Source organism: Reichenbachiella sp. MALMAid0571 (assembly GCF_040151475.1).
GTDB lineage: Bacteria > Bacteroidota > Bacteroidia > Cytophagales > Cyclobacteriaceae > CAXBNB01.
Window position 1 is genome coordinate 61,213 of sequence record NZ_JBDKWG010000144.1, and the last position, 26,535, is coordinate 87,747.

The window sequence follows — 26,535 nt, forward strand, 5'->3', positions numbered from 1 at the left end:
ATAGAGTTTTGCTTTATGAAAAAGCATTAATCAGATAAGAAATTTAACTAAGGTTATGACTGTAAGTAAGTATTTGACTTTTTGAGAAATGGACTTAAAAAAGGAATGAGTTAAGCCCAAGTGTCTGTTTGCTGGTACAATAATATGTTAACCTCCAATATTTAACAAATAATTCAAAAAAAATATAGACAAAACTAATATATAGGTCAAGATAAGACTGCTTTTGATCCAAACATATAAATTTGCCTCGAATTATAAAGCAAAAAAATGTTACAAGTATCTGACATCAAAGAAAACAGAAATTTATTTATAAAGAGGCTTTCTAAAAGAGGTATTCCCGATTTAGACCGTATTTTGGATAACGTAATTGCCCTTGACGAATCCAGAAAAGAAAGTCAGACTCAACTAGACAATCTGTTGGCAGAGCTCAATAGCCTTTCTAAGACAATTGGCCTTTTGATGAAAGAAGGCAAAAAGGAAGAAGCAGAAGAAGCAAAATCGAATACTGGCAGAATAAAAAATCAAACAAAAGAGATTCAGGAAAAACTCGAAGCAACAAAAAAGGAATTGATTTCAGCCTTATATAATATCCCCAATGTTCCCAATGAGCTGGTTCCTGCTGGAAATACAGAAGATGACAATGAATGTATCTATACTGTTGAAACCCTGCCTGAATTATTTGATGGTGCAAAACCTCATTGGGATTTAATCAGTACTTATGATATTGTAGATTTTGAATTAGGAAATAAAATAAGTGGTGCAGGGTTTCCTGTTTACAAAGGAAAAGGTGCAAAACTGCAAAGGGCACTAATCAACTTTTTTCTTGATGAGGCTGAAAAAGCAGGATATACTGAGGTACAACCACCAATAGTAATAAATGAAGCCTCTGGTTATGGTACAGGGCAGTTGCCGGACAAAGAGGGGCAGATGTATCACCTTGAAGATACGGATCTTTATCTGATACCTACTGCGGAAGTGCCTATAACAAATCTGTACAGGGACGTCATAATCAATGAAAATGATTTGCCTATAAAAAATGTAGGTTATACTCCGTGCTTTAGAAAAGAAGCCGGCTCATGGGGAGCACATGTTAGAGGTTTAAATAGATTGCACCAGTTTGACAAAGTTGAAATTGTGCAGGTGCAGCATCCGGACAAGTCCGATGATACCTTAAAGGAAATGATGGCACATGTGGAAGGGTTACTTAAAAAACTAGGATTGCCGTATAGAATTTTACGTCTTTGCGGTGGAGACTTGGGATTTACTTCTACTTTAACTTATGATTTTGAGGTGTATTCTGCAGGTCAGCAACGGTGGTTGGAGGTAAGTTCAGTCAGCAATTTTGAAACATATCAGGCAAACAGACTTAAGCTAAGGTATAGAACCAAAGACAACAAAAAAGAGCTACTTCACACTCTAAACGGAAGTGCTCTGGCACTACCAAGAATTCTCGCATCTATTCTGGAAAACGGTCAAACAGAAGATGGAATTATTATCCCCGAAGTATTGAGACCTTACACCGGATTTGACAAGGTTAGTTAGTATGTGATTGGGCTAATCCACGGACTCCAACACCGTTCTAAATGCGACCAGATGCCTGCCATAGTTTTGGATGGTTTCAGCCTGTAAGGCTGATGCAAATTCTGATTGATATTTGTTCAGCTTTTCCATAGAGTCAGCGAAATATTGAATTGAATAACTTGTGCCCTGCGGATCATCTGCCATTATTTTGTACATCTTATGATCGACAAACATTCCTGTTTTCAGCACGTTGGGAATATGAATTTGTTTCATCCATTGTAGCCATTCGTTTTCAACCTCCTTATCAATATTTACGGTAACGTTATATAAAATCATATCTGCTCTAAAATTTAAAATGGAAAATTAGTGCTTTAAGTCAATGATCAAAAAAGTATAGTTTCTTATTGTACTATTTCCTTCAAAATCAGGTTAGTCTGTTGATAATTTCTAGTCATAGAAATTTCCAGATGGTTCATCGAACTTTTTTAAAACTGCCTGAAAGAATAAATACATTTACCTATACTCAAAGTAAAACAACAATATGTCACTTCAAAAGATAGAACGAATAGAGGAAGTTTGGAAGCCTATAGAGGGTTTTACTAATTACCAGGTTTCCAATACTGGAAAAATAAAGAGGAGAGAACGTAAAATAGCCAGCAACAAAACAGGTAAAGAAATACGACTCAAAGAAAAAGTAATGAAACAACGCTGGAACAAAAACTGCAAATGTTTCTTTATGGACTTATTGAATGATGATGGAAAACGAAAAACAGTGTATCCTCACAAAGAAGTAGCAAAAGCCTTTTGCATCAATGTTTTACCCGAAGAGTTTACCATGATCGTGCATCTGGATAATGATCCGAAAAACAATAACTCCACAAACCTGGAATGGGTAACACCCTCTGAGCATATGGCATTTCAGTTTCAGGTGGGAAACAAGAACAACTATAAGGTTTGGGAAACAAGAAAAAAGAAATATTCTAATGGCTTTAAAAAACGCTTTTCTCAAAAGAAAAAAAGTAGAGAAGAACTATTGGTTTGAACCCATTAATTCTAAAATAGTATTTTTTTAATCATCATTCCCTTTTGCATTAGGTATTCTTAACTTTGCCGATTAATTTTCGTTTCGAACTTTACTCATGCAAATAGAACCCTCAAACAATTCTTCCGAATCCATAGATCATCTGGATCCAAGAAATCACATAATTATAAAGGGTGCAAGAGTAAATAACCTTAAAAATTTAAGCGTAGCTATCCCCAGAAACAAGTTGGTGGTCATTACAGGGCTTTCCGGTTCAGGTAAATCTTCACTTGCTTTTGACACGCTATTCGCTGAAGGTCAACGAAAATATGTAGAAAGCTTGAGCTCCTATGCGAGGCAATTTCTTGGACGAATGGAAAAGCCGGAAGTTGACTACATCAAAGGAGTGTCACCTGCAGTAGCAATTGAACAAAAAGTAAATACAAGGAATCCCAGATCTACAGTAGGCACATCAACGGAAATCTATGATTATCTAAAATTGCTATTTGCCCGAATAGGAATTACATATTCTCCGGTCAGTGGTAACGTAGTAGATAGCGATAGTGTGAGCTCTGTGGTAGATGCTATCAACTCAAAACCTGACGGAAGCAAGTTTACCATCTCTGCACCTTTTATCCAAAAGGACAGGAGCCTTCTTGAAGAAACCAAGATTTTATTAAGCAAAGGGTTTACCAGAATATTGGTTAAAGGTGAATTGAAGTTTATAGAAGAAACAGAAATCGAAGCTCTTGATCCAAAGGATGTTGAAATACTAATAGATCGGCTTTCTGTAAACAAGGAAGATGAAGACATTGTATTTAGAACTTCTGATTCTGTACAAACAGCTTTTTTTGAAGGAGAAGGAACATGTATTATAAGGTATTTGGGAGAGAAGCCGATATCGTATTCAGATAAGTTTGAATTGGATGGCATGCATTTCGAAATGCCATCAGTAAATCTTTTTAGCTTTAACAACCCTTATGGAGCGTGCCGAAAATGTGAAGGGTTCGGAAAGGTATTAGGTATAGATCCGGATTTGGTAATACCAGACAAAAATATGTCAGTCTATGAAGGAGCCATTGTGCCCTGGAGAAGTGAAACCATGAAAAAATGGTTAGACCCACTGGTAAAAAATGCCATTAGATTTGATTTCCCTATACATCGGGACATAAAAGACCTGAGTGAAGCGGAATATGAACTTTTATGGACTGGAAACGAATATTTTGAAGGCTTAAATAACTTCTTTTCTTTCATAGAATCACAACTTCACAAAATACAATATCGGGTGATGCTGTCTCGATACCGTGGCAAAACAGTTTGCCCTGATTGTAAAGGTACAAGGCTAAGAAAAGATGCAAACTATGTCAAAATAGATCGTGCTACAATATCTGATATAATACTGAAGCCAATAGCTGAGAATCTTGAATTTTTTAATAGTTTGAAATTATCAGATCATGATCAGAAGATAGCCAAAAGAATTATTACAGAGATACAAAACAGGCTAACCTACCTGGATCAGGTAGGTTTGGGTTATTTAACACTCAACAGGTTGACATCAACATTATCGGGTGGAGAATATCAAAGAATCAAACTGGCTACATCTTTGGGTAGCGCACTGGTAGGTTCTATGTACATCCTTGACGAACCGAGCATTGGCCTGCACCCTCGTGATACCCAAAAGCTGGGCACTGTACTCAACAGGCTTAAAAACCTGGGCAATACAGTTATAGTGGTAGAGCATGAAGAGGAGGTGATGAGACAAGCCGACCAAATTATTGATATAGGACCCGATGCTGGTATTCATGGAGGAGAATTGGTATTTCAAGGCAATTGGGAAGCAATTGTTCAAAATGACAAATCCCATACTGCCCGGTTTTTAAACGGAAAAGACTCAATAGCAATTCCTGAGCAAAGAAGAACCTCAAAAAGGGTTATCAAAATACATGGTGCTCGGGAAAACAATTTAAAAAATATTGATGTTGAGTTTCCTCTTGGTGTGTTGACTGTGGTAACCGGAGTAAGCGGGTCGGGGAAATCAACACTTATTAAGAAAATACTTTATCCTGCATTGGGTAAAATTCTGGGGATTACAGGTGAAACAACTGGTAAATATGACCTGCTGGACGGTGACTATAAGGACATTGATCAGATAGAATTTGTGGATCAAAATCCTATTGGCAAAAGCTCCAGGTCCAACCCCGTAACGTATGTAAAAGCTTATGACGCTATTCGTCAGCTATTTGCCGAGCAAAAGATCTCAAAACAAAGAAGTTATAAACCTGCTCACTTTTCATTTAATGTAGAAGGAGGTCGGTGTGAAACTTGTCAGGGAGAGGGAGTAGTCAAAATAGAGATGCAATTTATGGCGGATCTCCATCTGACATGTGATGAATGCAAGGGAAAGAGGTTTAAATCTGAATTGCTTGAAGTAACCTACAAAGAGAAAAATATTGCAGATGTACTTGATTTAACAATTGAAGAAAGTCTCTCTTTTTTCGAAGAAAATAAATCGATAGTCAACCGTCTCAGACCATTGTCGGATGTCGGATTAGGGTATGTCAAATTGGGTCAATCATCAAATTCACTAAGTGGAGGAGAAGCCCAAAGGGTAAAACTTGCCTCATTTTTGGGAAAGGGGAATACTATACATAAAGAGAGAATTCTATTTATTTTCGACGAGCCTACCACAGGGCTTCATTTTAAAGATATCCAAAAACTTTTAGACTCCATCAATGCTTTAATTGCTCAGGGAAACAGCGTGATCATCATAGAGCACAATATGGAGATCATAAAATCGGCTGACTGGATAATAGACTTAGGCCCGGAGGGAGGAAATCTGGGAGGAAATATTTGTTTTACAGGTACTCCCGAAGAAATGGCGAAGCTCGAAGAAAATTACACAGCCTTTTTTCTAAAGGAAAAATTATTTCTTCCATCCAAATCGTAATAATATTTAAATATCTGGTTTCTTATCATTTTGTTCTATTCAAGGTATCTTTGAATTCCCACTACAATAATTCATTGTTGAGAATTCTTATGTGAGTTTTCAATTGAACTTTTTCAAAAAAATAAACAATGCCAAAAACTATTATTGTATCAAACAGATTACCAGTAAAACTTAAAAAAGAAGACGGAAAATATATTTACATTCCCAGTGAAGGAGGTCTGGCCACAGGGTTAGGATCCATATATAAAGAAGGAGGGAATATTTGGATGGGTTGGCCTGGAGTGGCTATAGAAGAAGAAAAAGACAAACAGGACGCCATAGAAAACCTGAAAAAGAGTAACATGAGTCCTGTTTTCCTTACAGAAAAGGAAATTGAGGAATATTATGAAGGTTTTAGTAATGAAACACTTTGGCCCAATTTTCATTATTTCAATCAATATGCTGAATATGAAGAAAGATATTGGCAGGCATATAAAAGGGTAAATCAAAAATTTGCTGATCAGCTAAGTGAACTCACAGAAGAAGGCGATAAAATATGGATTCATGACTATCAGTTGCTATTGCTGCCGGCACTTATTCGTGAAAAATATCCCAAGATCAGTATAGGCTTTTTCTTACACATTCCTTTTCCCTCGTACGAGACATTCCGGTTGCTACCATGGAGAAGAGAACTGCTTATGGGTATGTTGGGGTCAGATTTCCTTGGGTTTCATACTTACGATGACATGCGTCACTTTTTGTCGTCAGTTAATCGGTTGGCTGGTATAGGTAATTCACATGGTCAAATAAGCTTAGGTAGCAGAAAGGTTTTGGTTGATGCTCTTCCCATGGGTATTGACTATGATAAATATGCTACTGTGGCAGCTGACCCTGAGACTTTAGAAAAAGAAGTTCGGTACAGAACGCTTATTGGAGAAACTAAAATCATGTTGTCGATTGATAGATTAGACTATTCCAAAGGAATTCCCCAGAGACTTAGGGCTTTTGAGCTTTTTCTTCAAAGGTATCCTGAGTACAAAGAAAAAGTTTCTTTACTGATGGTGGTAGTGCCTTCCCGTGACCAGGTAGGTAAATACAAAGAACTAAAAGAAGAGATTGATCTTTTGGTGGGTAGAATCAATGGAAACTTTAGCAGAATGATTTGGACTCCAATTCATTATTTCTACAGATCATTTCCTTTACATGCCTTATCGGCGTTTTATCGCATGGCAAAAGTTGCTCTTGTCACCCCAATGCGGGACGGAATGAACCTGGTAGCAAAAGAGTTTATAGCCAGTAAATTAAACAAAAAGGGAGTTCTTGTATTAAGCGAAATGGCTGGTGCATCCAAAGAACTTTCCGAGGCTATTTTGATCAACCCAAATAATATTGAGCAAATGGTTCGTGCTTTTAAACAGGCACTGGAAATGCCGGAAAAGGAACAGATTAAAAACCTGGAAGTAATGCAAAATTCTCTCAAGAGATACAACATTCACCACTGGGTAAAGTTGTTTATGGAACGTTTGGACTATATAAAGTCTCAACAATTGGCTTTGCAGACCAAGATTTTGGATGAAGCATCGCAACTGCTTCTGGAAGAAGCATATAGAAATGCTGAAAGTAGAATAATTTTTCTCGATTACGATGGTACACTTACTCCTTTTCATGGTGATCCGCAGCAGGCCAGTCCCGATGATGAACTTAAAAATATCATTCTAAAACTTTCTGAAAACCCCAAAAACCAAGTAGTAATTATTAGCGGTCGCGATAAAGAAACGCTTGAAAGATGGTTCGGTCAATATAGCCTTGACTTAATAGCTGAACATGGTGTTTGGTTGAGGTTACATGGGAAAAAATGGAAAACGCTTGCCATGTTAAAAGACAATTGGAAAAAGGATATCAATGATGTATTGGAAGATTATGTAGGAAGAACTCCCGGATCTTTTATTGAACAAAAGGATTACTCTTTGGTATGGCACTATAGAAAAGTTGAAACAGGGCTTGGTGAACTGAGAACCAGAGAGTTGACCAGCCACTTAAAATATTTAGCATCTGACCAAAACCTTCACGTACTGGAAGGTGATATGGTAGTGGAAATAAAAAGTTCCGAAGTAAATAAAGGACGCGCAACTCAAAAATGGCTCAAAGATGCCAATGCAGAGTTTTATATGGCTGCTGGAGACGACTGGACTGACGAGGATACTTTCAAAGCCATGCCCGAAAATGCCTTTACCATCAAAGTTGGTAATACACCATCAGCAGCTAAGTATAGTGTCACCGACTATAGTGACGTCCGCAAGTTGTTGATTTCGTTGTGTACAAACAAAAAAGAGGCTATCACATAAGACAGCCTCTTTTTTATATGTGAATAGGCCTTGCCTCCGTAGCAGCCAGACAAGCTTCTTTTACTGCTTCCATATAAGTCGGGTGAGCATGCGACATGCGTGACACATCTTCGGCTGAAGCTCGGAATTCCATAGCTGTTACTCCTGAAGCAATCATATCGGCAGCACGAGCACCAATGATATGAATTCCAAGGATTTCGTCTGTATTTTTATCTGCCAATACTTTCACAAGTCCATCTACATCCATACTTGCTCTGGCTCGACCCAACGCTTTAAATGGAAATGAGCCAACTTTGTAATCTGTGCCAGCTTCTTTAAGCTGCTCTTCAGTCTGACCAACAGCTGCTACTTCAGGCCATGTATATACCACTCCGGGTATGAGGTTGTAATTGATGTGAGGTTTTTGACCAGCCATTTGCTCTGCAACCAGTGTTCCCTCTTCTTCTGCTTTGTGTGCAAGCATAGCTCCTTTTACCACATCACCAATTGCATAGATATTACTTACTGACGTCCTTAGATGTTCATCCGTTTCGATCCTTCCACCTTTATCCGTTGCTATTCCAATATTTTCTAATCCGAGACCTTCAGTGTAAGGCCTTCTTCCAATAGAAACCAGACAATAGTCTCCATCAAGTTCCAAACTTTCTCCCTTTGGGGTCTCGGCAATTACTTTGACATTTTTTCCTTTGGCTTCTACTCCTGTTACTTTATGTTTCAGATAAAAATCAAATCCAAGTTTTTTCAATGACTTGGTCAGTTCTTTGCTCATTGTGCCGTCCATTCCCGGGATTATCCTGTCCAAAAATTCCACAACGGAAACCTTCGCACCCAATCGGGCATAAACAGAACCCAATTCCAAACCAATTACACCCCCACCAATGATAACCAGGTGCTTTGGTACTTCTTTCAATGCTAATGCTTCAGTGCTTGTGATTACCCGCTTTTTGTCTATTTTGATAAAAGGCAATGAAGAAGGTTTAGATCCTGTAGCGATAATTATTTTCTCAGATTGAATTTGAGATTCTTTGCCATCAGCTGCAGTAATTTTAATCGTATTTTTATCTACAAAAGAACCAAAACCATGATGCACATCAATTTTATTTTTCTTCATCAGGAAATCAATGCCATCACATGTCTGCTTTACCACATCGTCTTTTCTTGATATCATTTGCCCAAAGTTTACCTTTGGTTTGTTAATGTCAATGCCGTGCGTTTTGAATGTGTGCTCTGCGTTGTGAAAATGTTCTGAAGAGTCAAGCAATGCTTTTGAAGGAATACATCCCACATTCAAACACGTTCCGCCAAGGGTATTGTATTTTTCAACAATAGCGGTTTTGAAACCCAATTGTGCACATCTAATGGCAGCTACATAACCACCCGGGCCTGATCCTATTACTGTTACGTCGTATTGCATTTTTTCTTTTTTTAGTATTTTGTACGGTGTATTTCGTATTGTGAAATTCACTCCAATGATTTCTTCAACCTAAATATCATCTTTTGAATAATATCGATTAAACTGATCAACATATTTTTATCAGACATATTTAGGTAGCCTATTTTCTCAGCTAAAATTAATTGTGTTTCAAGTTCGCAACTAGACCCATAAGCATATCCTAAAAATTGAGCAAATTCTTTCTTGCCATTTCTCCCTGCTCCTTCGGCAATATTTGAAGCCACTGAAATTGCACTTCTCCTTATTTGATTAGTTAAGCCGAATTTTTCACTATCGGGAAAATTTGAAGTACATGTATATGCCAATTCTCCAAGATCAATAGATTTTTTCCAAACTTCGAGTTCTTTATACTTATGCACTGTTTTTTTTCAATTCTATATACTCAATACAATTTACCAGATTAGATTCCAAGCATTAGCCTAGCTGGGTCTTCCAATAATTCTTTAACCCTCACCAAGAAACTAACAGATTCTCTTCCATCTATGATCCTGTGATCGTAAGAAAGTGCTACATACATCATTGGCCTGATCACTACTTCACCATTGATAGCTACAGGTCTTTGTATGATGTTGTGCATGCCCAAAATAGCGGATTGTGGTGCATTGATAATAGGAGTAGAAAGCATAGAGCCAAACACCCCTCCATTTGTAATAGTGAATGTACCACCTTGCATTTCTTCTATGCTTAACTTGTTGTCCCTTGCTCTTGTAGCCAATCTAATGATTTCTTTCTCTATTTGATCAAAAGACATTGACTCTGCATTTCTAACAACTGGTACTACCAATCCCTTTGGTGCTGATACAGCAATTGAAATGTCACAATAGTCATTGTATATTATTTCGTTTTCATCAAGCATGGCATTCACTGCAGGCCATTCTTGTAATGCCTGACAGCAAGCCTTGGTGAAAAATGACATGAATCCTAAGCCTACTTCATATTTTTCTTTGAAAGCATCTTTGTACTTTTTCCTCAAATCCATGATCGGCTGCATATCTACCTCATTGAATGTAGTTAGCATGGCTGTTTCATTCTTCACGGAAACCAACCTACGTGCAACCGTTTTTCTAAGAGGGGAGAGCTTTTTTCTTCTTTGTTCTCTTCCAGCACCAAATAATGGCGTAGCACTTTCATCAGTGCTGGTGGTTTTAGGAGAAGAAGGAGTGCTTGCTTTTTGTGCAGAAATAGCATCTTCTTTGCTGATTCTTCCGCCTACACCTGATCCCTGTACTGCCGAGGCAGCAATTCCTTTTTCAGCCAATATTTTGGCTGCTGCCGGAGAAGGGTGACCTGCTGCATAATTTCCGGAATCAGAATCGGAAACTGGTTTTGGAGCTTCTACCGGAGTTGAAGTTGCCGGAGCAACATCAGTTACCTCAATAGTGCATATCAAAGCACCAATTTCTAACGTATCTCCTTCTTGTGCTACAATGTCGAGTTTTCCTGTTGCTTCTGCAGTCAATTCAAAAGTTGCTTTATCAGATTCTATTTCAGCTATCGGCTCATCCAACGTAACAATATCCCCACTTTTCTTCATCCAATTGGAAATGGTAACCTCATTAATAGATTCTCCAACAGCAGGCACTTTCATTTCCAGTGTTTCTCCCGTAGATGCGCTGGCTTCAGAACTCTTTTTTTCTTCTGCTTTTTCCGCCTTTTTCTCAGACTTCACCACTTTGGTTTCATCAATTTCACAAAGTAATGTACCTATTTCTAAAGTATCACCTTCTTCGGCCTTGTGGTGCAAAACCCCTGCCGATTCAGCATTCATTTCGAATGTAGCTTTATCGGATTCCAGTTCACATATCACCTCATCCATTTCTACATATTCGCCTTCTTTTTTCAGCCACTGTGATATAGTAACTTCTGTTATAGACTCACCGACTGCCGGTATTTTGATTTCGATCATTTTCTTATTTTTTTAATGTTTTTTGAGGTCTTTTTTAATATTAGGCAAAAGCTTGATCAACAATATCTTGTTGCTCTTTGAGATGAACTTTTGCAAAACCTGTTGCTGGAGATGCCGCAGCTTTTCTGGAAATAACATCCTTTTTTACTTCACGGAAAACCCTCAAGATAAATGACCATGCACCCATATTTTCAGGCTCTTCCTGTACCCAAAGAATTTCAGCATTTTTGTATTTTTTCAATTCAGTCATTACTTGTTTTTTAGGGAATGGGTGCAATTGCTCCAATCTAATGATTGCTATGTCTTTTCGTTTGTCCTGCTGTTGTCTTTCGAGCAAGTCAAAATACACCTTTCCGGTACAAAGCAATACTTTTTTCACCTTGCCGGCTGTTACATAATTATCTCCAATCACCTCTTGAAACCTTCCTGACGTAAATTCTTCAAGGTCAGATACCACTAGCGGATGCCTGAAAAGAGACTTTGGTGACATCACAATACATGGCATTCTGAATGGCATGGCCAGTTGTCTCCTCATCATGTGAAATAAGTTAGACGGTTTGGTCATGTTTACAATGTACATGTTGTTTCCAGAAGCAAGTTGCAAATAGCGTTCTGGCCTGGCATTGGAATGCTCAGGCCCCTGGCCTTCATATCCATGTGGTAGCAACAATACAAGACCGTTCATTCTTCTCCATTTAGTATAGGAACAAGAAATAAACTGATCAATCATCACCTGAGCACCATTTGCAAAATCACCAAATTGTGCCTCCCAAATTACCAATGCATTAGGATTGGCCATAGCATACCCAAATTCGAATCCCAATACACCATATTCGGAAAGTAGTGAATTAAAAATTCTAAACTTCTCCTGGCCCTCTTCTATATGATCTAAGCTATTGTAAGGTTCATTGGTATTGGAGTCTTTAAGAACAGCATGTCTATGAGAAAATGTTCCTCTCTGAGAATCCTGACCCGAAAGTCGTACAATTTTATTTTCTAAAAGAATAGACCCATAAGCTAAAAGTTCGGCAGCCGCCCAGTTTAGTTTTTTAGTATCAAAAAACATCTCCTTTCGTTGCTTAAGTACTTTTTCAATTTGCTTGATTGGCTTAAAGTCTTTAGGCTTTTTTATTAGCGCATTGGCTATTTTATCTATTGTCCCCTGAGAGATGCTGGTATCCGGGGATAATTCAAAATCTTCTGGTTTCGAAATTCTAAGCTCTTTCCATTCCTGTTCTACTTCCTGATACTCATAAGTCAATGAATGTTGCTTTACAAGATTCAATCTGTCTTGCAGCATATCCTTAAACTCTTTATCCATTGATTCAGCAAGTCCCGCATCAACATCCCCACGTTCAATCAAAGACCTATTGTAAACTTCTCTCGGATTGGGGTGTTTGGATATAATATTGTATAATGATGGCTGTGTGAATTTAGGTTCATCCGATTCATTGTGGCCATGCCTTCTGTAACATACCATATCCACAAAGATGTCTTTCTTGAATTTCTGTCTGTATTCTACTGCTAGTTTGACACAGAAAACCACAGTTTCAGGATTGTCTCCATTTACATGGAGTACTGGTGCATCAATGATTTTAGCTATATCTGTACAGTATATACTAGACCTTGCATCAGCAAAATCTGTAGTAAATCCTACCTGATTGTTGATGACAAAGTGAATGGTACCACCTGTGGTATAACCATCCAATTTCGACATTTGTGCCATTTCGTACACAATTCCCTGGCCTGCCGCTGCTCCGTCTCCATGTATGATTACAGGCAATATCTTGGTGTAGTCATTATTATATAACCTATCGGCTTTAGACCTCAAAAAACCTTCGACAACCGGATTGACTGCTTCTAAGTGAGATGGGTTAGGTGCCAGCTTAAGATTAACTCTTTTACCAGAAGGAGTTTCAACAATACTGGAATATCCCATGTGGTATTTAACATCACCATCTCCCATGGTTTGATCCGGCACTATTCCTCCTTCAAACTCATTAAATATCTGCTCATAAGTTTTTCCCATGATATTGGCCAAAACATTAAGCCTGCCTCTATGAGCCATACCAATCATAACCTCCTCTACTCCTAAGTCTGCCCCTGTGTTGATAATTGCGTCCAGTGCCGGAATAGTTGTTTCTCCCCCTTCGAGGGAAAATCTTTTCTGCCCTAGGTATTTAGTGTGAAGAAAGTTTTCAAAGACGACTGCTTCATTCAGTTTAAAGAGAATCCTTTTCTTTTCTTCAAGTGAAGGGTTAAAGTTTAAGGCTTCAGATTCTGATTTAGTTTTAAACCATTCGAGTATTGACTGTCTCCTTATATACATGTACTCAAAACCCACGGATTTTTCGTAGATTGATTTTAAGGAATCAATTATCTTTCTCAAAGAAGCCCTTCCTATTCCAATCAGTTTTCCTACTTCAAATTCAGTGTCCAGATCTGCTTCTGTCAACCCAAAATCTTCTAAATCCAGAATAGCATACCTTTCTTTTCTTTCTCTTACCGGATTAGTTTTTGATCTAAGATGTGCTCTCGATCTATAAGCATGTATTAAATCCCGAACAAGAACTTCTTTTTCTGAATAGTTGCCTCCTGAAATTTGAGCAGGTTGTCCGTTCTCTCCGAATTTTGTTTGGGAAAACTCAAACCCTTCAAAAAACCTTTGCCATGAAAGATCAACCGATTCAGAATCTGACTTGTATGCTTCATACATGTCTTCGATAACAGCACTATGCGCATTTGCTATATAACTATACTTGTCCATTGAGGAAATATGTTGAATAATTAGAAAGCAAATATATGATAATACTTCTTAATTATAAAACCCTATAATCGTGTAAACGATTTATTTTGAATTTATTCAATTTAGGCTTGTTATAAGCAATTAATTACCACACAATCATATTGATGTAAACAACTAAGCTTTGTTAATGATACCGTTATTAAGCCTAAGGTTTTCCTTTTCCCATAAAAAAATCGGGAAGAGCTTCTTTTTCATTTTTGCCTAATACCTTGATCAGGAAAAAAGATTTCAAGAAACCATAGCCATAGCCATAGAGCTGAATGAATGAAGCGAATACTGCTTTGATGGAAATGAAAAGAGACTTGGTTTTTAACAAGGAGTCAAAGAGAATTAAAACCACAAAAAACAATAAAGGCGTTAACACCCATGCACTAAGGACAAATGCCCCTAATATCAAAGCTACACTCCCCAATAAAAATAAAGACGGCAGGTAAAACACAAGGCCTTTTTTTTCAGGATGCCACTTGTTGAGGATTACACGCACTACGCCAAACTTATACACTTGCTTGACGTATTTTCCGAAATCAATCCTGCGCTTGTGATATACATAAGCTTCTCGAATCAGTCCGACTTTAAACCCGGCATCCATTATTCGGTAACTTAAATCCGGATCTTCTCCGGGGTGGATGTTGCTAAAACCACCAACCTTTAGATACACTTCTTTGGAAAAACCCATATTGAAGCTACGGGGCTGAAATTTATCCAATTGCTTTTTGCCCCCACGGATTCCACCAGTTGTGAAAAATGAGGTCATGGCATAATTGATGGCCTTTTGTGTATCGGAAAAAGACTCGTGCGCTCTGTCCGGACCACCGAAAGCATCAAGGTTTCTTCTCTGAAGCTGGCCATCGAGATTTTGGAGGTAATCTTCAGGCAACACACAGTCAGAATCAAAGAACAGAAAGTAATCACCTGTTGCCTGTTTCATCCCAAAATTTCTGCTGTCACCGGGCCCAGTGTTTTTTTTGAAAAAGTATTTTATTTCTACACAGCCAGCATACTGCTCTATCAAATGTTCACTTTTCTGATCAGAGCCATCTTCCACCAACAGAAGCTCAAAATCTTTAAACCTTTGTTTCGCCAAACTATCCAGCAATTCTGCTGTTTCTTCAGGACGATTGAAAACGGGAACTATTATCGAGTATTTACGCAATGGTTTTTTATGGCTTGGGAATGTTGAATGTACAAACGACGTTGCATTATTTAACAAAATGTGTCACCTCTTTTGGTAGGCATTTATACTAAATACTTAAAAGACTGAGGAGCTGTAAAATTAGCATACTGTTCTTTCGGATTAATTGGCTCTTTGTACAAAACAGGATTATCAACTTCTATAGCAAAAGCCAAGTCTCTTCCATCATAATACTCGTTGAAGAAATTTTCGTCAATACCTGAAAATCTTTTTGTTTTATGCCAAATAGATTCAGGAGAATCTTGATGGATATGTTTGATAGAAAACTCACCGATAATCCTTCCTACTGGCATTGTTGAATAAACTACAACTGTATGTACTTCAAGGTTTTTAAATACCCTTTTTCTGAATTCAAATTTTTTCTCTCCTGAGAAAATCTTATTTGCGTATTCTGGTTTTATAGATAATAATACCTTCATTTTCCTATCTTCTGCTGTATGCAAAGTTAATTAAATCATTAAACTGTTCGTTGGTCAATTTAGCAAATCCCTTAGGTAAGCTCATTGGGTCAGCAAATATTTTTAAATCTATTAAATTCTTTAATGTTGGCTTTGGTGTTGGTAATGAATGTGCGTAAAGAAAGTTTATGACAAAGGGTTTGTATTTAGGAAATTTGTCCCACCATTTTGTTTTTAAATCATCTTTTGAAATCATTGTCCTCCTGTTACAGCTATTGAAGAAATCATCAAAATCTTTGAAGTTGTTTTTTATGCTCTCAACAATACAGATTGTTGTTACAGTACTTGAAAATATTTTGGGCTTTGTTTCACCAATTCTGTATATGATAACAATGTCACCGGATTTTAAATTTCTGTCTGGTGAGTGTGATATATAAACCTTACTAATTCGATTCCTATGAGGTTCATTCTCGGTATATTTCGCTTTATCCTCTTTTGTGTTAATACTGTCAGGAAACAATTCTGTATGATATTGTGGCTCAATTCTAATCAAATACTTATCAGTTTGTCTTGAAAAGAATGGAAAAGAAAGTTTTGGTTTTTCAATATTTACAGGAAGATTTTTATTAAACTCTCTTATATAGACAAGCTCCTCACCGTTCTGAGTTGTTTTAATGCCATGTTTAGTAAACCCCCAGTCTTCAAGCATTTCGATTAGTTGTTCCTGTTCTGGTCGTTTGTCAAAAATTGTAACATAGATTTCTTCAACCTTAAAAAGTAAAGCATTGTCAAATATGGTTTTCAGAAACCGTTCTCCAATTTTGTAACCATTACCAGTTACTTTCAGAGTCCCGATTTTTAGTCGTTTTTTAGGTTTAAAGACAGGGGTTATCTCAGAATAACTTTCTTCTCCAGCCTTTTCAATTTTTATGAAAAGGAAAGCTATTAGTTGATTGTCGCTGTAACATACATAACAAGGCTCTTCTGCTTTACTGTTAAACCATTTGTCGAACTCTGTATAGTCGTTTCTAAAACTGTCAAAAAAACTGTCTTGCAAATTAACCTCCGCAAAGTCAACTTTTTTTACCGCTAAAACTTTATGCTTTAATAATTCTGGATTTTCAGCTGTTACTTTCTCTAAGAAGGTTTGAATACGAAAAACTTTATCACTTATTCCTAAGAGTTTTGCTTTGGTGTGTATTTTCTTGTCTTCTGAAATTAGCAAATCAACTCGATTTTCAAAAACTTCATTTAAAATTTGTGTGTCATTAAGGTCGTTTTGTAAGTTATCAACTTGCTGGCTTACCTGTTTAATAATATCACTTAAAGGTGCTTGATATTTCAATTGATTGTAACTCTCAATTTTAATATTCATTGTCTTTAAGGCGTTTTGGTCTTTATACCTATTCAACTCCTCAACCGTCAATGGATGAATATATTTTTCGAATTTAAGTTTGTCAAGCCAATTGAAAAGCAGCCCAATGTCAAGGTTGTAAGCCTTATTAGCTTCCCGATGGATAATAATATTGGTGTCGAGTAGTACTTTCATTGTTTTTTAATTGGAAGAAATGAAACAATCCAATTGACCCCTTTTCTGAAAGCAATGGAAAGACTAGGGTAGAAGAAATAAAGCAGAACAGATAAAGCCAAAATGACCGCCAGATAAAATTCAATCGGAGGATAATTAATCATATCTCGCATTGGCACCTCAGAGGGTATCTCATTTCGGATAGCAGGCAAAGCAAATAAAAACCCGCAAATAATATTGATTAATATGGCCACAGCAAATTGACTGGCTCCAATTCTCTCTTTTGTGTAAATAGAAAAGAAGGAATAACTCTCCGAACCACTTTTCTTGCTGAATATTACAATTAGTTCATCTCTTTTCAGCCTTTTGTCATCGAGATAATTTTTGAATGGCTCAAATTCTAATGCTCTAACATTTTGCAGATGCTCTGATTCAAAAAACGTGATGTTGTAATTATTTGGAACAATATGAAAACAAAAGCAGGTCTCGATTGCACAAGGAAAATTACTCTTAAATTCGGTCAAAAGAGAATTGGGAATATTCCTCTCCTCATTAACCTTTAAATCAAAAATGATTGTTGATTTCCCGATACCTTTTTTCTTTGTTGATATTGTTTTGGCCTTAGGCTCAACACCGATCCTAATGTACAAATTGGTCTCTGCATCAGCCTTGGATCTGTAATCACTCAACTCTAAGTCCAGGAGAATTTTATGGTGTTCGAAATCAGAAGTTATATTTGGTGGTATAAGACAAAGTTTTTGTCTCCCGCTAAAATCATGAATTACTCCTCGAGTGTTTTGCCCTCCATCAAAAGAACTGGTATTTGATACTGAGTCATTAAATATAAACCTACTGTTATCCGAACTTTTTAGTTTGTCGTAGAAATCTTTGGTGACACACCCTTTTTCAAACCAAGGAATATATAGCTCCAAAGTCAATTCATCATGGTCTTTAAGACTGCTAGATTTTACTTCTATTCCAAATTCAACTAGTGAAGTATTATTATTGAATTCCCATGTGCATATATGAAATCTTTTTATTTCAATGGATTTGGAATGGGATCTTAAAAAGAATGAATTATCCATTTATTTGAGATTAGAAATTAGATTAATAAGTTTACTGTAATCCCCATCTTTTATTTCAAAAAACGGAACCGTGAGCTTCAATGCTATTTCTCGGGCATATTCTTTTTCAGAGTTTTGCATATTCTTTAAAACATGAAAGTCATAGGCTTTGCTATCTCTCTTTTCTAATCGTTCTTTAATTAAATTAATCTCAGTCGTGACGACTGAAATTAATTTGGGTGCAATATTCTTGAACGTTTCAATTGGTACATTTTCAACCTCACCTTCTGAGTTGAATAAGCAAAAATGGCCATCTAATAAATAGTCTTTATTCTTTTTTAACGTCTTCCTTAGTCCTGTTATCAGTCTGTCTTGTGTATTCTGGATATTCACGACTTTTTTATTGTCAGGTTTGCTTATTTCATCCCACCTTAAAATTTCACTCGCAGTTATATGTACAAAATTCGTTTGCTCACAAATTTTGTCGCAAATAGTGCCTTTTCCAACACCATGAATGCCTCCTATAAAGACTAAATTACTCAAAATAGTTGTTGTCGAACAAAAAGAACATTGGTTACTCTTGAAAACTCTACTTCACTTAATAAGTAAAATTGTTTGATGGTTTTGCTGTGATCTTCATAAAACCATAAAACCAAATATAACCCATATATCACTCTACTCATATTGAAACAACACAAAATCAAAGCCCCTTTTGCCAAGGTGAAACTCGTAGAATGTTGTTTTGTTTTCGGGTTGTGCTTCATAAAAAGCTTTTTCCGACAGGTAAAAAACACCCTTTCTTTTCTCGTTTGAAAACTCGAAAATTTTCTTTCTGCCTTTCTCAATATAGTACGTCAACTGGAAAGGATTGTAAGCCATTTCCTGATAGGGAATAATGGTAGTGCTCAAGGGTAGTTTTTTCTCTGAGTATTCTATTTTCGAATGGAGGGAAAAAGGTTGGTTACCCACTATTTCCAGCATATTGGTTACATGCAATTTATAATTGTCCCGATGCTCATCTTCCAAACGCAACGGCATCACAATGAAATTGAAACCAATCCTGGCAACTACTACAAACAGTATGAAAACAAATATTTTTTGAGTGTTCGCTTTTAAATAGAGGAACAACAGACCTATAAACAAAACAAATAGCACCCCAGTGACCACAGAAATACCTGACACAGTGGAAACCAGCGGCACGAACGGCAATACGGGCATTGCCACTACAAATATTCCTATAAGAAAAATTAGTAGTCCATTTGCCAGCTTTGGCATTTTGGTCTTGTCCAGAGAATAGTTGCAGACAACAAAGGCAAAAAGTGTTGTTACGAACGGAACAAACATATAGAGGTACCTGTCTCTGCTACCGGGAGAAATCCAATAAATAATAATATTGGAAACAAAGAACAATACGATGTATCCGATCCATTGCGATTGTTTTGCTTTTGTGAAAATAGATGAAGTAATAAACAATGGAGCAATGATCAGCCAGGGAGCCAGGATGTCCAAAAGAATCAACGGGAAGGTGAACAAATGGATGATGGATTCGAAAAACGATTTTTCTACTACGGTTCGGTTCGTCGATTCTGTCAGCAGACGAGCCATGTAAGGAATGGCGTCATTTTGTTGGTTGTACAAATAGAAATATCCTCCAACAATAGAAACGAAAAGACCAAATCCAACAAAATGCCAAATATTAAAAAGTTGCTTAAATCGTCGGTGGTAAATGAAAAATGCCAGCAATGTAAATCCCTGAAAGGCCATAGAAGGAATGCCTTTGGTGAGCACACCAACAGCTACCAGAAAATAAGACAACAGGAAAAGCGCCCTATAATTTTCCTTTTCGAAAAACCATAAAATAGTGATGACTTGCAGGTAAACCAGCAGTGAATAAAACATGTCGATTTCTCCCTGGAAGGAAAAATAAAACAGCAAGTCCGTGCTGGTGATAAAAAACAGGGAAGAAAGCACAGCTACCTGGTCTCCCAGTTTTTTCCTGACCACCTTATAATTAATAAATGCGATCAAAAGAAAAGACAATACTGTGGGAATGCGGAGCACCCAATCTTCGTAAGAACTAAACGTTTTGAACAGGGCAACCAGCAGCCAATTGAAAATGGGTGGCTTATTGTAATAATACTCTCCATTGATCGTAGGAGTCAGGTAATTGCCCGTCATTTCCATTTCCAATGCCACCACCCCTCTCCTCGGCTCCTCAAATTTTAATGGCAAATAATCAAGATGCGAAAACAGCGCAAAGGTCAGGAGTAAGAAAAAGACCCGCCAAAAGTATTTTTTGATAAGTGGATCAATGGATTGGTTCATAAAGCTATGAGATCGAAAAAACAAAGATATAATCTATTGTTAAAACTATCGTCCGATCTGTTAATTCCCCATCAGTTTTCTGAGTACAGGAATCCCCTTTGTAAAAAAGGTCTGTACTGCGGCATGTTGCTCATCAGCGCTGGTGATATGTGAAATATCAGAGCTTCTTAAAATAGCACCAATCCAATTGTGTTCATGCCAGAAGCCACCGGTTTCTGATATATCTGGTAATTCCTCTACAGGATATGGCCAAGGGGAAATATAAAAATAGGGTTCATCATAATTGTCGTCTCCTGGCGACATGCCAATGTTAATACTTTTAGAAGTTTCTGGATCGCCGGTATCTACCAGCGTAATCAATGAAGCAATATCAAAATGATGGGGCCAGCATTTCACTTTTGAAGCACCTTCCATATCGGCAGTTATTTCTTTTAAAAGCCAATCTGTATTGTGAAACAATGCTTCGAATTCTCGCCCGGCGGCTTCTCCTTCTATGTTAAACGACTCACGCTTTGCTGTAGGATATTCCGGTATTTCATAAGGCAGACTCAAAGAAAGGTCGCTACTGTTCAGGCCAAGCATGTCTATTTGCTCTTCCAACCACACCATCACATCCACTTGTTTTTCCCCCTGCAAAGGAAAAGAAGAAATGGTATGAAAAAGCTCATCGACCAGATATACCGAAAACTCACTCAAACTGAATGAAGACCTGAAATGTATGTCTTTATCTATCCATCGACCAGCCAACCGCTGTAGTTTTGAATCCCAATCCAAATTGGCATTGATGTCTCCCGGTTGCTCCGGCAAAAAAGACCTACCGATTGATCCTACATTTTGTATGGCTTGATGAAATTGATGTCTGGCAGAAATCATTTCTTCCTTATCCGGAAAAACCAGCAGTTTCCAATCGGTAGTAGTCATGTTGCTATATTTAAATCCATGATAAGTTTAATACAAATGCTTCAACTTCTCAATGAAATACGCTTAGTTTTTACTTAAGTTATCCCCTTCGATTTCCTTGGAAGGTAATCCCTTTAATAGTTCTGAAAATAGAAATTGCGGTAGAATCTGTAAGTCCAGAAATAAAATCTGTCACGTAAAGCATACTCTCATAAACGGTATTTTCTTTTTCTTCAAGTTTGTATTTTGTATAATCAGGCAACAACCGATACATACTTTCATGGCGATGAGAATAGGAATCTTTTGAATAAAACTTCAAAAAGACTGCTTCCACAAAAGATTCCAACAAACCACTGATCACTTCAAAACCTGCGGCTTCTTTTTCCAGCACTGGACGACATCTATAGATCCGCTCTACCGAAAATTTCCCGATTTCGTCCAAAGCATCCGATGCAGGAATGTTGTTTGTCAGAGCCCTATCAAATTTTCCTGATAAGATCTCACTTTCATTTTCCAAAAACGTTTCCGTGACCTGTTGTACCAATTTTTGAATGGTCACAGCCCTCAGTACGCCGATTTTTTCCTTTTCACCAGGAATGGCTGTCAGTTTTTCGGGCATAAACCTTTCCTGCAAAATATTGGCAAGGAAACCTTCAGCCTCTTGATAGCTTACCAAGCCTAGTCCAAAACTATCTTCTAGGTCAATGATATTGTAACAAATATCATCGGCAGCCTCCACCAAAAATGCCAGCGGATGACGACACCATATTTTTTCTGAATCTGATAGTGATTGTAGATTTAAAGTTTCTGCCAGGCTTTCAAACTCGGCATTTTCACTTTGGAAAAAACCATATTTTTTCTGGCTCTTTCTGATCTTGTCTCTGGAAGAAACCAAAGAAGGTCGGGGGTATTTTGTAAATGCTCCCAAAGTAGCTTTGGTGATGTTTAGTCCTTGCAGGTTGTTGCGGATCAACAACCGAAAGCCCTGGGCATTGCCTTCAAAATTGATCAGATCACTCCATTCGGCATCAGAAACTTCATTTTTGATTTTGTTGCTTTTGGGATTGCTTTTGAAAAAATCGGAAATTGCTTCCTCACCCGAATGACCAAATGGTGGATTGCCCACATCGTGAGCCAGAGATGCCGCTCCGGTGATCGCACCAAAATCAAATGCAGTGATATTTTTAAAATCCGGATTCCGATTGATTATCTCAGCACCTACATTTTTGCCCAGTGACCGGCCAACACTTGACACTTCCAAACTATGTGTAAGCCTGGTGTGTACAAAATCTTGTTCGGGTAAAGGAAAAACCTGGGTTTTGTCCTGCAATCTCCTGAAAGGCTGAGAAAATATAATCCTGTCGAAATCAACTTCAAATTCACTTCTGATGGGAGCATCACTTTTTTTCTTTTTATCGCCAAAACGCTCTTCAGAAATTAGTTCTTTCCAATTCATCCTTTTCTGTTTACAAGTTTGGCAGATGCCTGAGCAGAAGCAAGTACTGTAATGTCGGTCAAAGCAACATTGACTGGTCGATCCACAGCAAATTTCACTACTTCAGCGATATCCTTAGCCGTCAGCGGGTCTAATCCTTTATATACATTTTCTGCTTTTTCAGTGTCTCCTTTAAATCGTACATTAGAAAATTCCGTCTTAACCAAACCGGGATTGACGGAGGTTACCTTGATATTGTAAGGATTAAGATCTAATCTCATTCCCTGTGTGGCTGCATCTACGCCAAATTTGGAGGCACAATAGACATTGCCATTTTCATACACTTCCTTTCCGGCAATAGAGCTTATATTCACGATGTGTCCGGATTTTCTTTCCACCATACCAGGCGTAATGGCTCGGCTGACGTAAAGCAGTCCTTTTAGATTTGAGTCTATCATAGCATCCCAATCCTCTACATTTCCTTCATGTATTGGCCCGAGTCCATGCGCATTTCCAGCGTTGTTTACCAAAATATCTATTTCCGTCCATTCTTTGGGTAATGAACTTATAGCAGCATTTACTTCCGCATTGTTTCTTACATCAAATTGCAGTGAGATGACTTCCGTTTTCTTTTCGAGTTCCGATTTCAGTCCATCAAGTTTTTCCTGCTTTCTGCCACATATTATAAGAGCATAGTTATCGGCCAGTTCCCGGGCGATGGCTTCCCCTATTCCTGAAGTGGCTCCTGTCACCAAAGCTATCTTTTTCATTTCTGTTCTGTTTTTCATTCAAAAACCTAAATTAAGCAAAAGGAATAAGTATGAATAAATCTATGTGAAGTATCCTACTATTTTTTAGCACGTTTTTTGTCTTAACGGGAATACAACTAAACGCAAACAATATGAAAGCTCTAAAAACGGTGCTTATAATTTGCATCATCCCGATCCAGCATTTATTTGCTCAGATAGCACAGGAAGACATTTTCAACCATAACATTATTTTCAAAGACGCATACACGAATGCCAATTTTCAGGAAGCCAACAATGAATTGAACTGGCTTTTGGAAAATGATCCCGAGCTCAGTGAAAACGTATTTATCAAAGGAGTAAAGGTACTGGAAGCCATCATGAATGAAACCTCCGATAATGAAACTTTGGACAAGCTACAGTTAAAATCATTATCGCTTTACCAACGAAGGTTTGCAGAATTTGGAAACTCCGAGAAAGTGAAAAACCTTGAATTGACTGCATCCTACAAATACTGGATCAACCGACCAGAAAAATACAATGACCTGTTGAAGTTGTTTACGACGAACGTAAGTGAGTTTCCAGAGATGGTTTCCAATCCCAATTTGCTGGCTTTCATGGATGTAATGAGAAGGTCAAAAGCAACAGGTATTCAATTGTCGGATGAGGAAATTATTTCGGAATATGATGCCATTTCCTCTTTGGTCGAATCCAGAAAATCAATTACGGATGATTCGGATATATACATGGCAAAAATTGATGCCATGTTTACGAATCTGGTAGTATTGGACTGTGCCATGTTGGAAAACAGGTATGGCAATTCGTTATCAGACGATTTTGAGGCAGTTGGTTCGGCCAAACTTTATTTGAAACTGGCTTTGAAATCAGATTGCAAGAATAGCGAGTCATTTGACCGTGCATTGGGATATGTCATAAAATATGATCCAAGCCTAAAGCTTGTACTTTACAAAGCCCGTAGAGTTTTGGCTCAGAAAAAATTAGAAGAAGCTGAAAGCCTTTTTGGTAAAGCTCTGGCATTTGAAATGGATGCCGAAACAAAATCTGATATATACATCCATTTAGCTAAAATTTATACTCTCAGGGAGGAAAAGGAAAATGCCAGAATGTTTGCTTTCAAAGCAATCAAAAACAACGGAAGCAAAGAAGCACATTCGCTTATTGGCAATCTGTACATGTCCAGTTTTTCGGAATGTGCCGATGGTAAAGACATTGTGAAAAGACGGGCTATATTCATAGCTGCGTATAACCAATTCGAACTTGCGGGCGACACCAGGAATATGGAAATAGCCCAAGCAAGTTTTCCTTCTTCAGAGGAGATCCACTCTAATCTTTATCAGGTGGGGCAAAAAATAGACGTTGAATGTTGGTTCAATGAAAGTGTAGAATTGAAGCGCAGGTGATGATTATTGTATCGGATCAGTGGTAGATTCACTGGTTCGGTACAATACTTTTCTCGCATCAACTTCCCGTAGTTGTTCCTGAATATCTGCTATCAATCCCATATCCACATCAGCATCGGCTTTTAGCAATACAATCATTTGGTCTTTGTAGTTTTCAGGCAACTCCGCTTTTGCAGCAGTTGCCCACTGAGCAATGTCTTTGATTTCCAGATACCGCTTTCCGTCCGATATTCTTGAAGTTACGCCAAGTTTTTGGCTTTTTGGAAAACCAATTACCAACTCTTTTATCAGAAATTTCATTTCAGGTTTGACTAAATTTTCTGCATTGGGTACTTTGTATGCCAACAGTTCTGCATTGGGTTTGATAGTAGCACTCACCATAAAAAAGAACAGCAATAAAAAAACAATATCCGGTAGGGAAGAGGTTGATATTTGAGTTTTTCGAGACGCTTTTTTTCTAAAATGTGCCATAGGTTAAATGGTTGGTTCAGCAATAGATATATTCATAGGGATACCCTCCTTGGACTTTAAATACAACTGGTTTTGTTGAGGGTCACTTTGCTTCAGCTTTAAATATTCCTTCTTTGTCAGTCCTATATTTTCTGCATAAATCTCAAAATATGCTGCTTTCAATTCATCAAGCACCTGTATAAAAGAAGCGTATTTCGTCCCTCTACTTGTTTTCAATGAAATAGTAGCCTTTTTTGGGCTTTCTGATAAATGCTCCTGTTTGCCATTGTTCAATACAAATGCCTTTATTTCATCCCTGAGCCCAACCAGATCTTTTCTATACTCTCCCTCAATAAGGATTTCCTGTCTGGAATTGACCATGACTTTAAAAAGGTTTCTTTCTTTGATCGGAGGGCTGGTAGAATTGTCCTCTTTTTTACGTGGCAACTGTAAGTCCAACCCTTTCTCTTGCAACAAGGTAGTGGCTACAAGAAAAAATATGAGGAGTAAAAAAGCTATATCCGCCATCGAACCTGTATTTACTTCCTGATCGTGTTTTCGTTTTCTGATTTTCATAGGAATGCTTTTTTTCTAACAATCCAATGGTTAATAGAAAGTCACATTCACCTAAAAACCTTCTGATCGAAGCAGATGCAACAATTGACTAGTTGATAAAACTATATATATAGTTTGCACAACAATTATTTTAGTTTTATGTTTGTTTATATGAAACCGATGACAAGCAAAGAAGAAGAAATAATGCAGGTAATATGGAAGCTTAAAAAAGCTTTCGTCAAAGAGATTATTGAAGAACTACCTGAGCCCAAGCCTCATTACAACACAGTTTCTACTCTGGTGAGAAACCTGGAAGAAAAGGGATTGCTCCTATATGATGCTTTTGGAAATAGCCATAGGTACTATGCAGCCATACCGCAGGATTTGTACCGAAAGAAAAAGCTCAAAGAGCTAATGGGCGGCTATTTTGACAATTCATTCAAAAACCTTGTGACGTTTTTTACCAATGAAGAATCTCTGTCACAAGAAGAACTAACAGAACTCTCAGAGCTGATCAATAAAGGCCTGAATAAACCAAAATAA

The 26,535-nt window shown here is 37.6% G+C and carries 22 protein-coding genes; 6 read left to right on the plus strand and 16 right to left on the minus strand.

Annotated features, from left to right (window positions below; translation table 11 throughout):
• Nucleotides 1–267: 267 nt before the first annotated feature.
• Nucleotides 268–1,542: a serine--tRNA ligase gene (serS, locus tag AAOP42_RS17630; RefSeq protein WP_349529887.1), complete on the plus strand. Its 1,275-nt coding sequence runs from the start codon at nucleotides 268–270 to the stop codon at nucleotides 1,540–1,542.
• Nucleotides 1,543–1,554: 12 nt separating this feature from the next.
• Here serS and AAOP42_RS17635 read toward each other — a convergent pair whose 3' ends face one another.
• Nucleotides 1,555–1,857, minus strand: a complete 303-nt coding sequence (locus AAOP42_RS17635; RefSeq protein WP_349529888.1) for a DUF4286 family protein — start codon at nucleotides 1,855–1,857, stop codon at nucleotides 1,555–1,557.
• A gap of 205 nt (nucleotides 1,858–2,062) precedes the next feature.
• Between AAOP42_RS17635 and AAOP42_RS17640 the strand changes: the two genes are divergently transcribed.
• From AAOP42_RS17640 to AAOP42_RS17650, 3 genes are all read left to right on the plus strand, one after another.
• Nucleotides 2,063–2,563, plus strand: coding sequence for an NUMOD4 domain-containing protein (locus AAOP42_RS17640; RefSeq protein WP_349529889.1), 501 nt, complete (start codon nucleotides 2,063–2,065; stop codon nucleotides 2,561–2,563).
• 97 nt (nucleotides 2,564–2,660) lie between these two features.
• Nucleotides 2,661–5,489 (plus strand): excinuclease ABC subunit UvrA, encoded by a 2,829-nt coding sequence (uvrA, locus tag AAOP42_RS17645; RefSeq protein WP_349529890.1) that lies wholly within the window; start codon nucleotides 2,661–2,663, stop codon nucleotides 5,487–5,489.
• Nucleotides 5,490–5,617: 128 nt separating this feature from the next.
• On the plus strand, nucleotides 5,618–7,813 hold the full coding sequence (locus AAOP42_RS17650) for a bifunctional alpha,alpha-trehalose-phosphate synthase (UDP-forming)/trehalose-phosphatase (protein WP_349529891.1): 2,196 nt from the start codon (nucleotides 5,618–5,620) through the stop codon (nucleotides 7,811–7,813).
• Nucleotides 7,814–7,826: 13 nt separating this feature from the next.
• Here AAOP42_RS17650 and lpdA read toward each other — a convergent pair whose 3' ends face one another.
• The 13 genes from lpdA to AAOP42_RS17715 all read right to left on the minus strand — a co-directional run bounded on the left by lpdA (nucleotide 7,827) and on the right by AAOP42_RS17715 (nucleotide 23,590).
• A complete protein-coding gene (gene lpdA / locus AAOP42_RS17655; RefSeq protein WP_349529892.1) occupies nucleotides 7,827–9,227 on the minus strand; it encodes a dihydrolipoyl dehydrogenase in 1,401 nt (466 codons plus the stop codon).
• Between the two features lie 47 nt (nucleotides 9,228–9,274).
• Nucleotides 9,275–9,625, minus strand: coding sequence for a four helix bundle protein (locus AAOP42_RS17660; protein ID WP_349529893.1), 351 nt, complete (start codon nucleotides 9,623–9,625; stop codon nucleotides 9,275–9,277).
• 41 nt (nucleotides 9,626–9,666) lie between these two features.
• Complete coding sequence (odhB, locus tag AAOP42_RS17665; RefSeq protein ID WP_349529894.1) at nucleotides 9,667–11,172, minus strand: 2-oxoglutarate dehydrogenase complex dihydrolipoyllysine-residue succinyltransferase; 1,506 nt, start codon at nucleotides 11,170–11,172, stop codon at nucleotides 9,667–9,669.
• 40 nt (nucleotides 11,173–11,212) lie between these two features.
• Nucleotides 11,213–13,939, minus strand: coding sequence for a 2-oxoglutarate dehydrogenase E1 component (locus tag AAOP42_RS17670; protein ID WP_349529895.1), 2,727 nt, complete (start codon nucleotides 13,937–13,939; stop codon nucleotides 11,213–11,215).
• Nucleotides 13,940–14,123: 184 nt separating this feature from the next.
• Nucleotides 14,124–15,131: a glycosyltransferase family 2 protein gene (locus tag AAOP42_RS17675; RefSeq protein WP_349529896.1), complete on the minus strand. Its 1,008-nt coding sequence runs from the start codon at nucleotides 15,129–15,131 to the stop codon at nucleotides 14,124–14,126.
• A gap of 83 nt (nucleotides 15,132–15,214) precedes the next feature.
• Entirely contained in the window at nucleotides 15,215–15,589 is a 375-nt protein-coding gene (locus tag AAOP42_RS17680; protein ID WP_349529897.1) for an ASCH domain-containing protein, read from the minus strand.
• 4 nt (nucleotides 15,590–15,593) lie between these two features.
• Nucleotides 15,594–16,943: a PIN domain-containing protein gene (locus tag AAOP42_RS17685; RefSeq protein ID WP_349529898.1), complete on the minus strand. Its 1,350-nt coding sequence runs from the start codon at nucleotides 16,941–16,943 to the stop codon at nucleotides 15,594–15,596.
• Between the two features lie 170 nt (nucleotides 16,944–17,113).
• Nucleotides 17,114–18,181, minus strand: coding sequence for a hypothetical protein (locus tag AAOP42_RS17690; RefSeq protein ID WP_349529899.1), 1,068 nt, complete (start codon nucleotides 18,179–18,181; stop codon nucleotides 17,114–17,116).
• Complete coding sequence (locus AAOP42_RS17695; RefSeq protein WP_349529900.1) at nucleotides 18,182–18,703, minus strand: ATP-binding protein; 522 nt, start codon at nucleotides 18,701–18,703, stop codon at nucleotides 18,182–18,184. It abuts the gene before it with no gap.
• A gap of 132 nt (nucleotides 18,704–18,835) precedes the next feature.
• On the minus strand, nucleotides 18,836–20,485 hold the full coding sequence (locus AAOP42_RS17700) for an ArnT family glycosyltransferase (protein WP_349529901.1): 1,650 nt from the start codon (nucleotides 20,483–20,485) through the stop codon (nucleotides 18,836–18,838).
• A 60-nt stretch (nucleotides 20,486–20,545) separates the two neighbouring features.
• The gene (locus tag AAOP42_RS17705; protein WP_349529902.1) at nucleotides 20,546–21,406 is read right to left on the minus strand and encodes a hypothetical protein; all 861 of its coding nucleotides are present in this window, start codon (nucleotides 21,404–21,406) and stop codon (nucleotides 20,546–20,548) included.
• A gap of 79 nt (nucleotides 21,407–21,485) precedes the next feature.
• A complete protein-coding gene (locus AAOP42_RS17710; RefSeq protein WP_349529903.1) occupies nucleotides 21,486–22,841 on the minus strand; it encodes a deoxyguanosinetriphosphate triphosphohydrolase in 1,356 nt (451 codons plus the stop codon).
• Nucleotides 22,838–23,590, minus strand: coding sequence for an SDR family NAD(P)-dependent oxidoreductase (locus AAOP42_RS17715; protein ID WP_349529904.1), 753 nt, complete (start codon nucleotides 23,588–23,590; stop codon nucleotides 22,838–22,840). The genes AAOP42_RS17710 and AAOP42_RS17715 overlap by 4 nt, the downstream gene beginning before the upstream one ends.
• A 131-nt stretch (nucleotides 23,591–23,721) precedes the next feature.
• On the opposite strand from AAOP42_RS17715, the gene AAOP42_RS17720 reads away from it, so the two are divergent.
• On the plus strand, nucleotides 23,722–24,987 hold the full coding sequence (locus AAOP42_RS17720; protein ID WP_349529905.1) for a hypothetical protein: 1,266 nt from the start codon (nucleotides 23,722–23,724) through the stop codon (nucleotides 24,985–24,987).
• Between the two features lie 3 nt (nucleotides 24,988–24,990).
• Here AAOP42_RS17720 and AAOP42_RS17725 read toward each other — a convergent pair whose 3' ends face one another.
• A complete protein-coding gene (locus tag AAOP42_RS17725) occupies nucleotides 24,991–25,458 on the minus strand; it encodes an ExbD/TolR family protein (protein WP_349529906.1) in 468 nt (155 codons plus the stop codon).
• 3 nt (nucleotides 25,459–25,461) lie between these two features.
• A complete protein-coding gene (locus AAOP42_RS17730; RefSeq protein ID WP_349529907.1) occupies nucleotides 25,462–26,013 on the minus strand; it encodes an ExbD/TolR family protein in 552 nt (183 codons plus the stop codon).
• Nucleotides 26,014–26,172: 159 nt separating this feature from the next.
• On the opposite strand from AAOP42_RS17730, the gene AAOP42_RS17735 reads away from it, so the two are divergent.
• A complete protein-coding gene (locus tag AAOP42_RS17735) occupies nucleotides 26,173–26,535 on the plus strand; it encodes a BlaI/MecI/CopY family transcriptional regulator (protein ID WP_349529908.1) in 363 nt (120 codons plus the stop codon).

Coding starts and splice junctions, on each gene's coding strand:
- serS (WP_349529887.1), top strand. CDS start 268: ATGTTACAAGTATCTGACATCAAAGAAAACAGAAATTTATTTATAAAG.
- AAOP42_RS17635 (WP_349529888.1), bottom strand. CDS start 1,857: ATGATTTTATATAACGTTACCGTAAATATTGATAAGGAGGTTGAAAAC.
- AAOP42_RS17640 (WP_349529889.1), top strand. CDS start 2,063: ATGTCACTTCAAAAGATAGAACGAATAGAGGAAGTTTGGAAGCCTATA.
- uvrA (WP_349529890.1), top strand. CDS start 2,661: ATGCAAATAGAACCCTCAAACAATTCTTCCGAATCCATAGATCATCTG.
- AAOP42_RS17650 (WP_349529891.1), top strand. CDS start 5,618: ATGCCAAAAACTATTATTGTATCAAACAGATTACCAGTAAAACTTAAA.
- lpdA (WP_349529892.1), bottom strand. CDS start 9,227: ATGCAATACGACGTAACAGTAATAGGATCAGGCCCGGGTGGTTATGTA.
- odhB (WP_349529894.1), bottom strand. CDS start 11,172: ATGATCGAAATCAAAATACCGGCAGTCGGTGAGTCTATAACAGAAGTT.
- AAOP42_RS17670 (WP_349529895.1), bottom strand. CDS start 13,939: ATGGACAAGTATAGTTATATAGCAAATGCGCATAGTGCTGTTATCGAA.
- AAOP42_RS17680 (WP_349529897.1), bottom strand. CDS start 15,589: ATGAAGGTATTATTATCTATAAAACCAGAATACGCAAATAAGATTTTC.
- AAOP42_RS17685 (WP_349529898.1), bottom strand. CDS start 16,943: ATGAATATTAAAATTGAGAGTTACAATCAATTGAAATATCAAGCACCT.
- AAOP42_RS17690 (WP_349529899.1), bottom strand. CDS start 18,181: ATGGATAATTCATTCTTTTTAAGATCCCATTCCAAATCCATTGAAATA.
- AAOP42_RS17700 (WP_349529901.1), bottom strand. CDS start 20,485: ATGAACCAATCCATTGATCCACTTATCAAAAAATACTTTTGGCGGGTC.
- AAOP42_RS17705 (WP_349529902.1), bottom strand. CDS start 21,406: ATGACTACTACCGATTGGAAACTGCTGGTTTTTCCGGATAAGGAAGAA.
- AAOP42_RS17710 (WP_349529903.1), bottom strand. CDS start 22,841: ATGAATTGGAAAGAACTAATTTCTGAAGAGCGTTTTGGCGATAAAAAG.
- AAOP42_RS17715 (WP_349529904.1), bottom strand. CDS start 23,590: ATGAAAAAGATAGCTTTGGTGACAGGAGCCACTTCAGGAATAGGGGAA.
- AAOP42_RS17720 (WP_349529905.1), top strand. CDS start 23,722: ATGAAAGCTCTAAAAACGGTGCTTATAATTTGCATCATCCCGATCCAG.
- AAOP42_RS17725 (WP_349529906.1), bottom strand. CDS start 25,458: ATGGCACATTTTAGAAAAAAAGCGTCTCGAAAAACTCAAATATCAACC.
- AAOP42_RS17730 (WP_349529907.1), bottom strand. CDS start 26,013: ATGAAAATCAGAAAACGAAAACACGATCAGGAAGTAAATACAGGTTCG.
- AAOP42_RS17735 (WP_349529908.1), top strand. CDS start 26,173: ATGACAAGCAAAGAAGAAGAAATAATGCAGGTAATATGGAAGCTTAAA.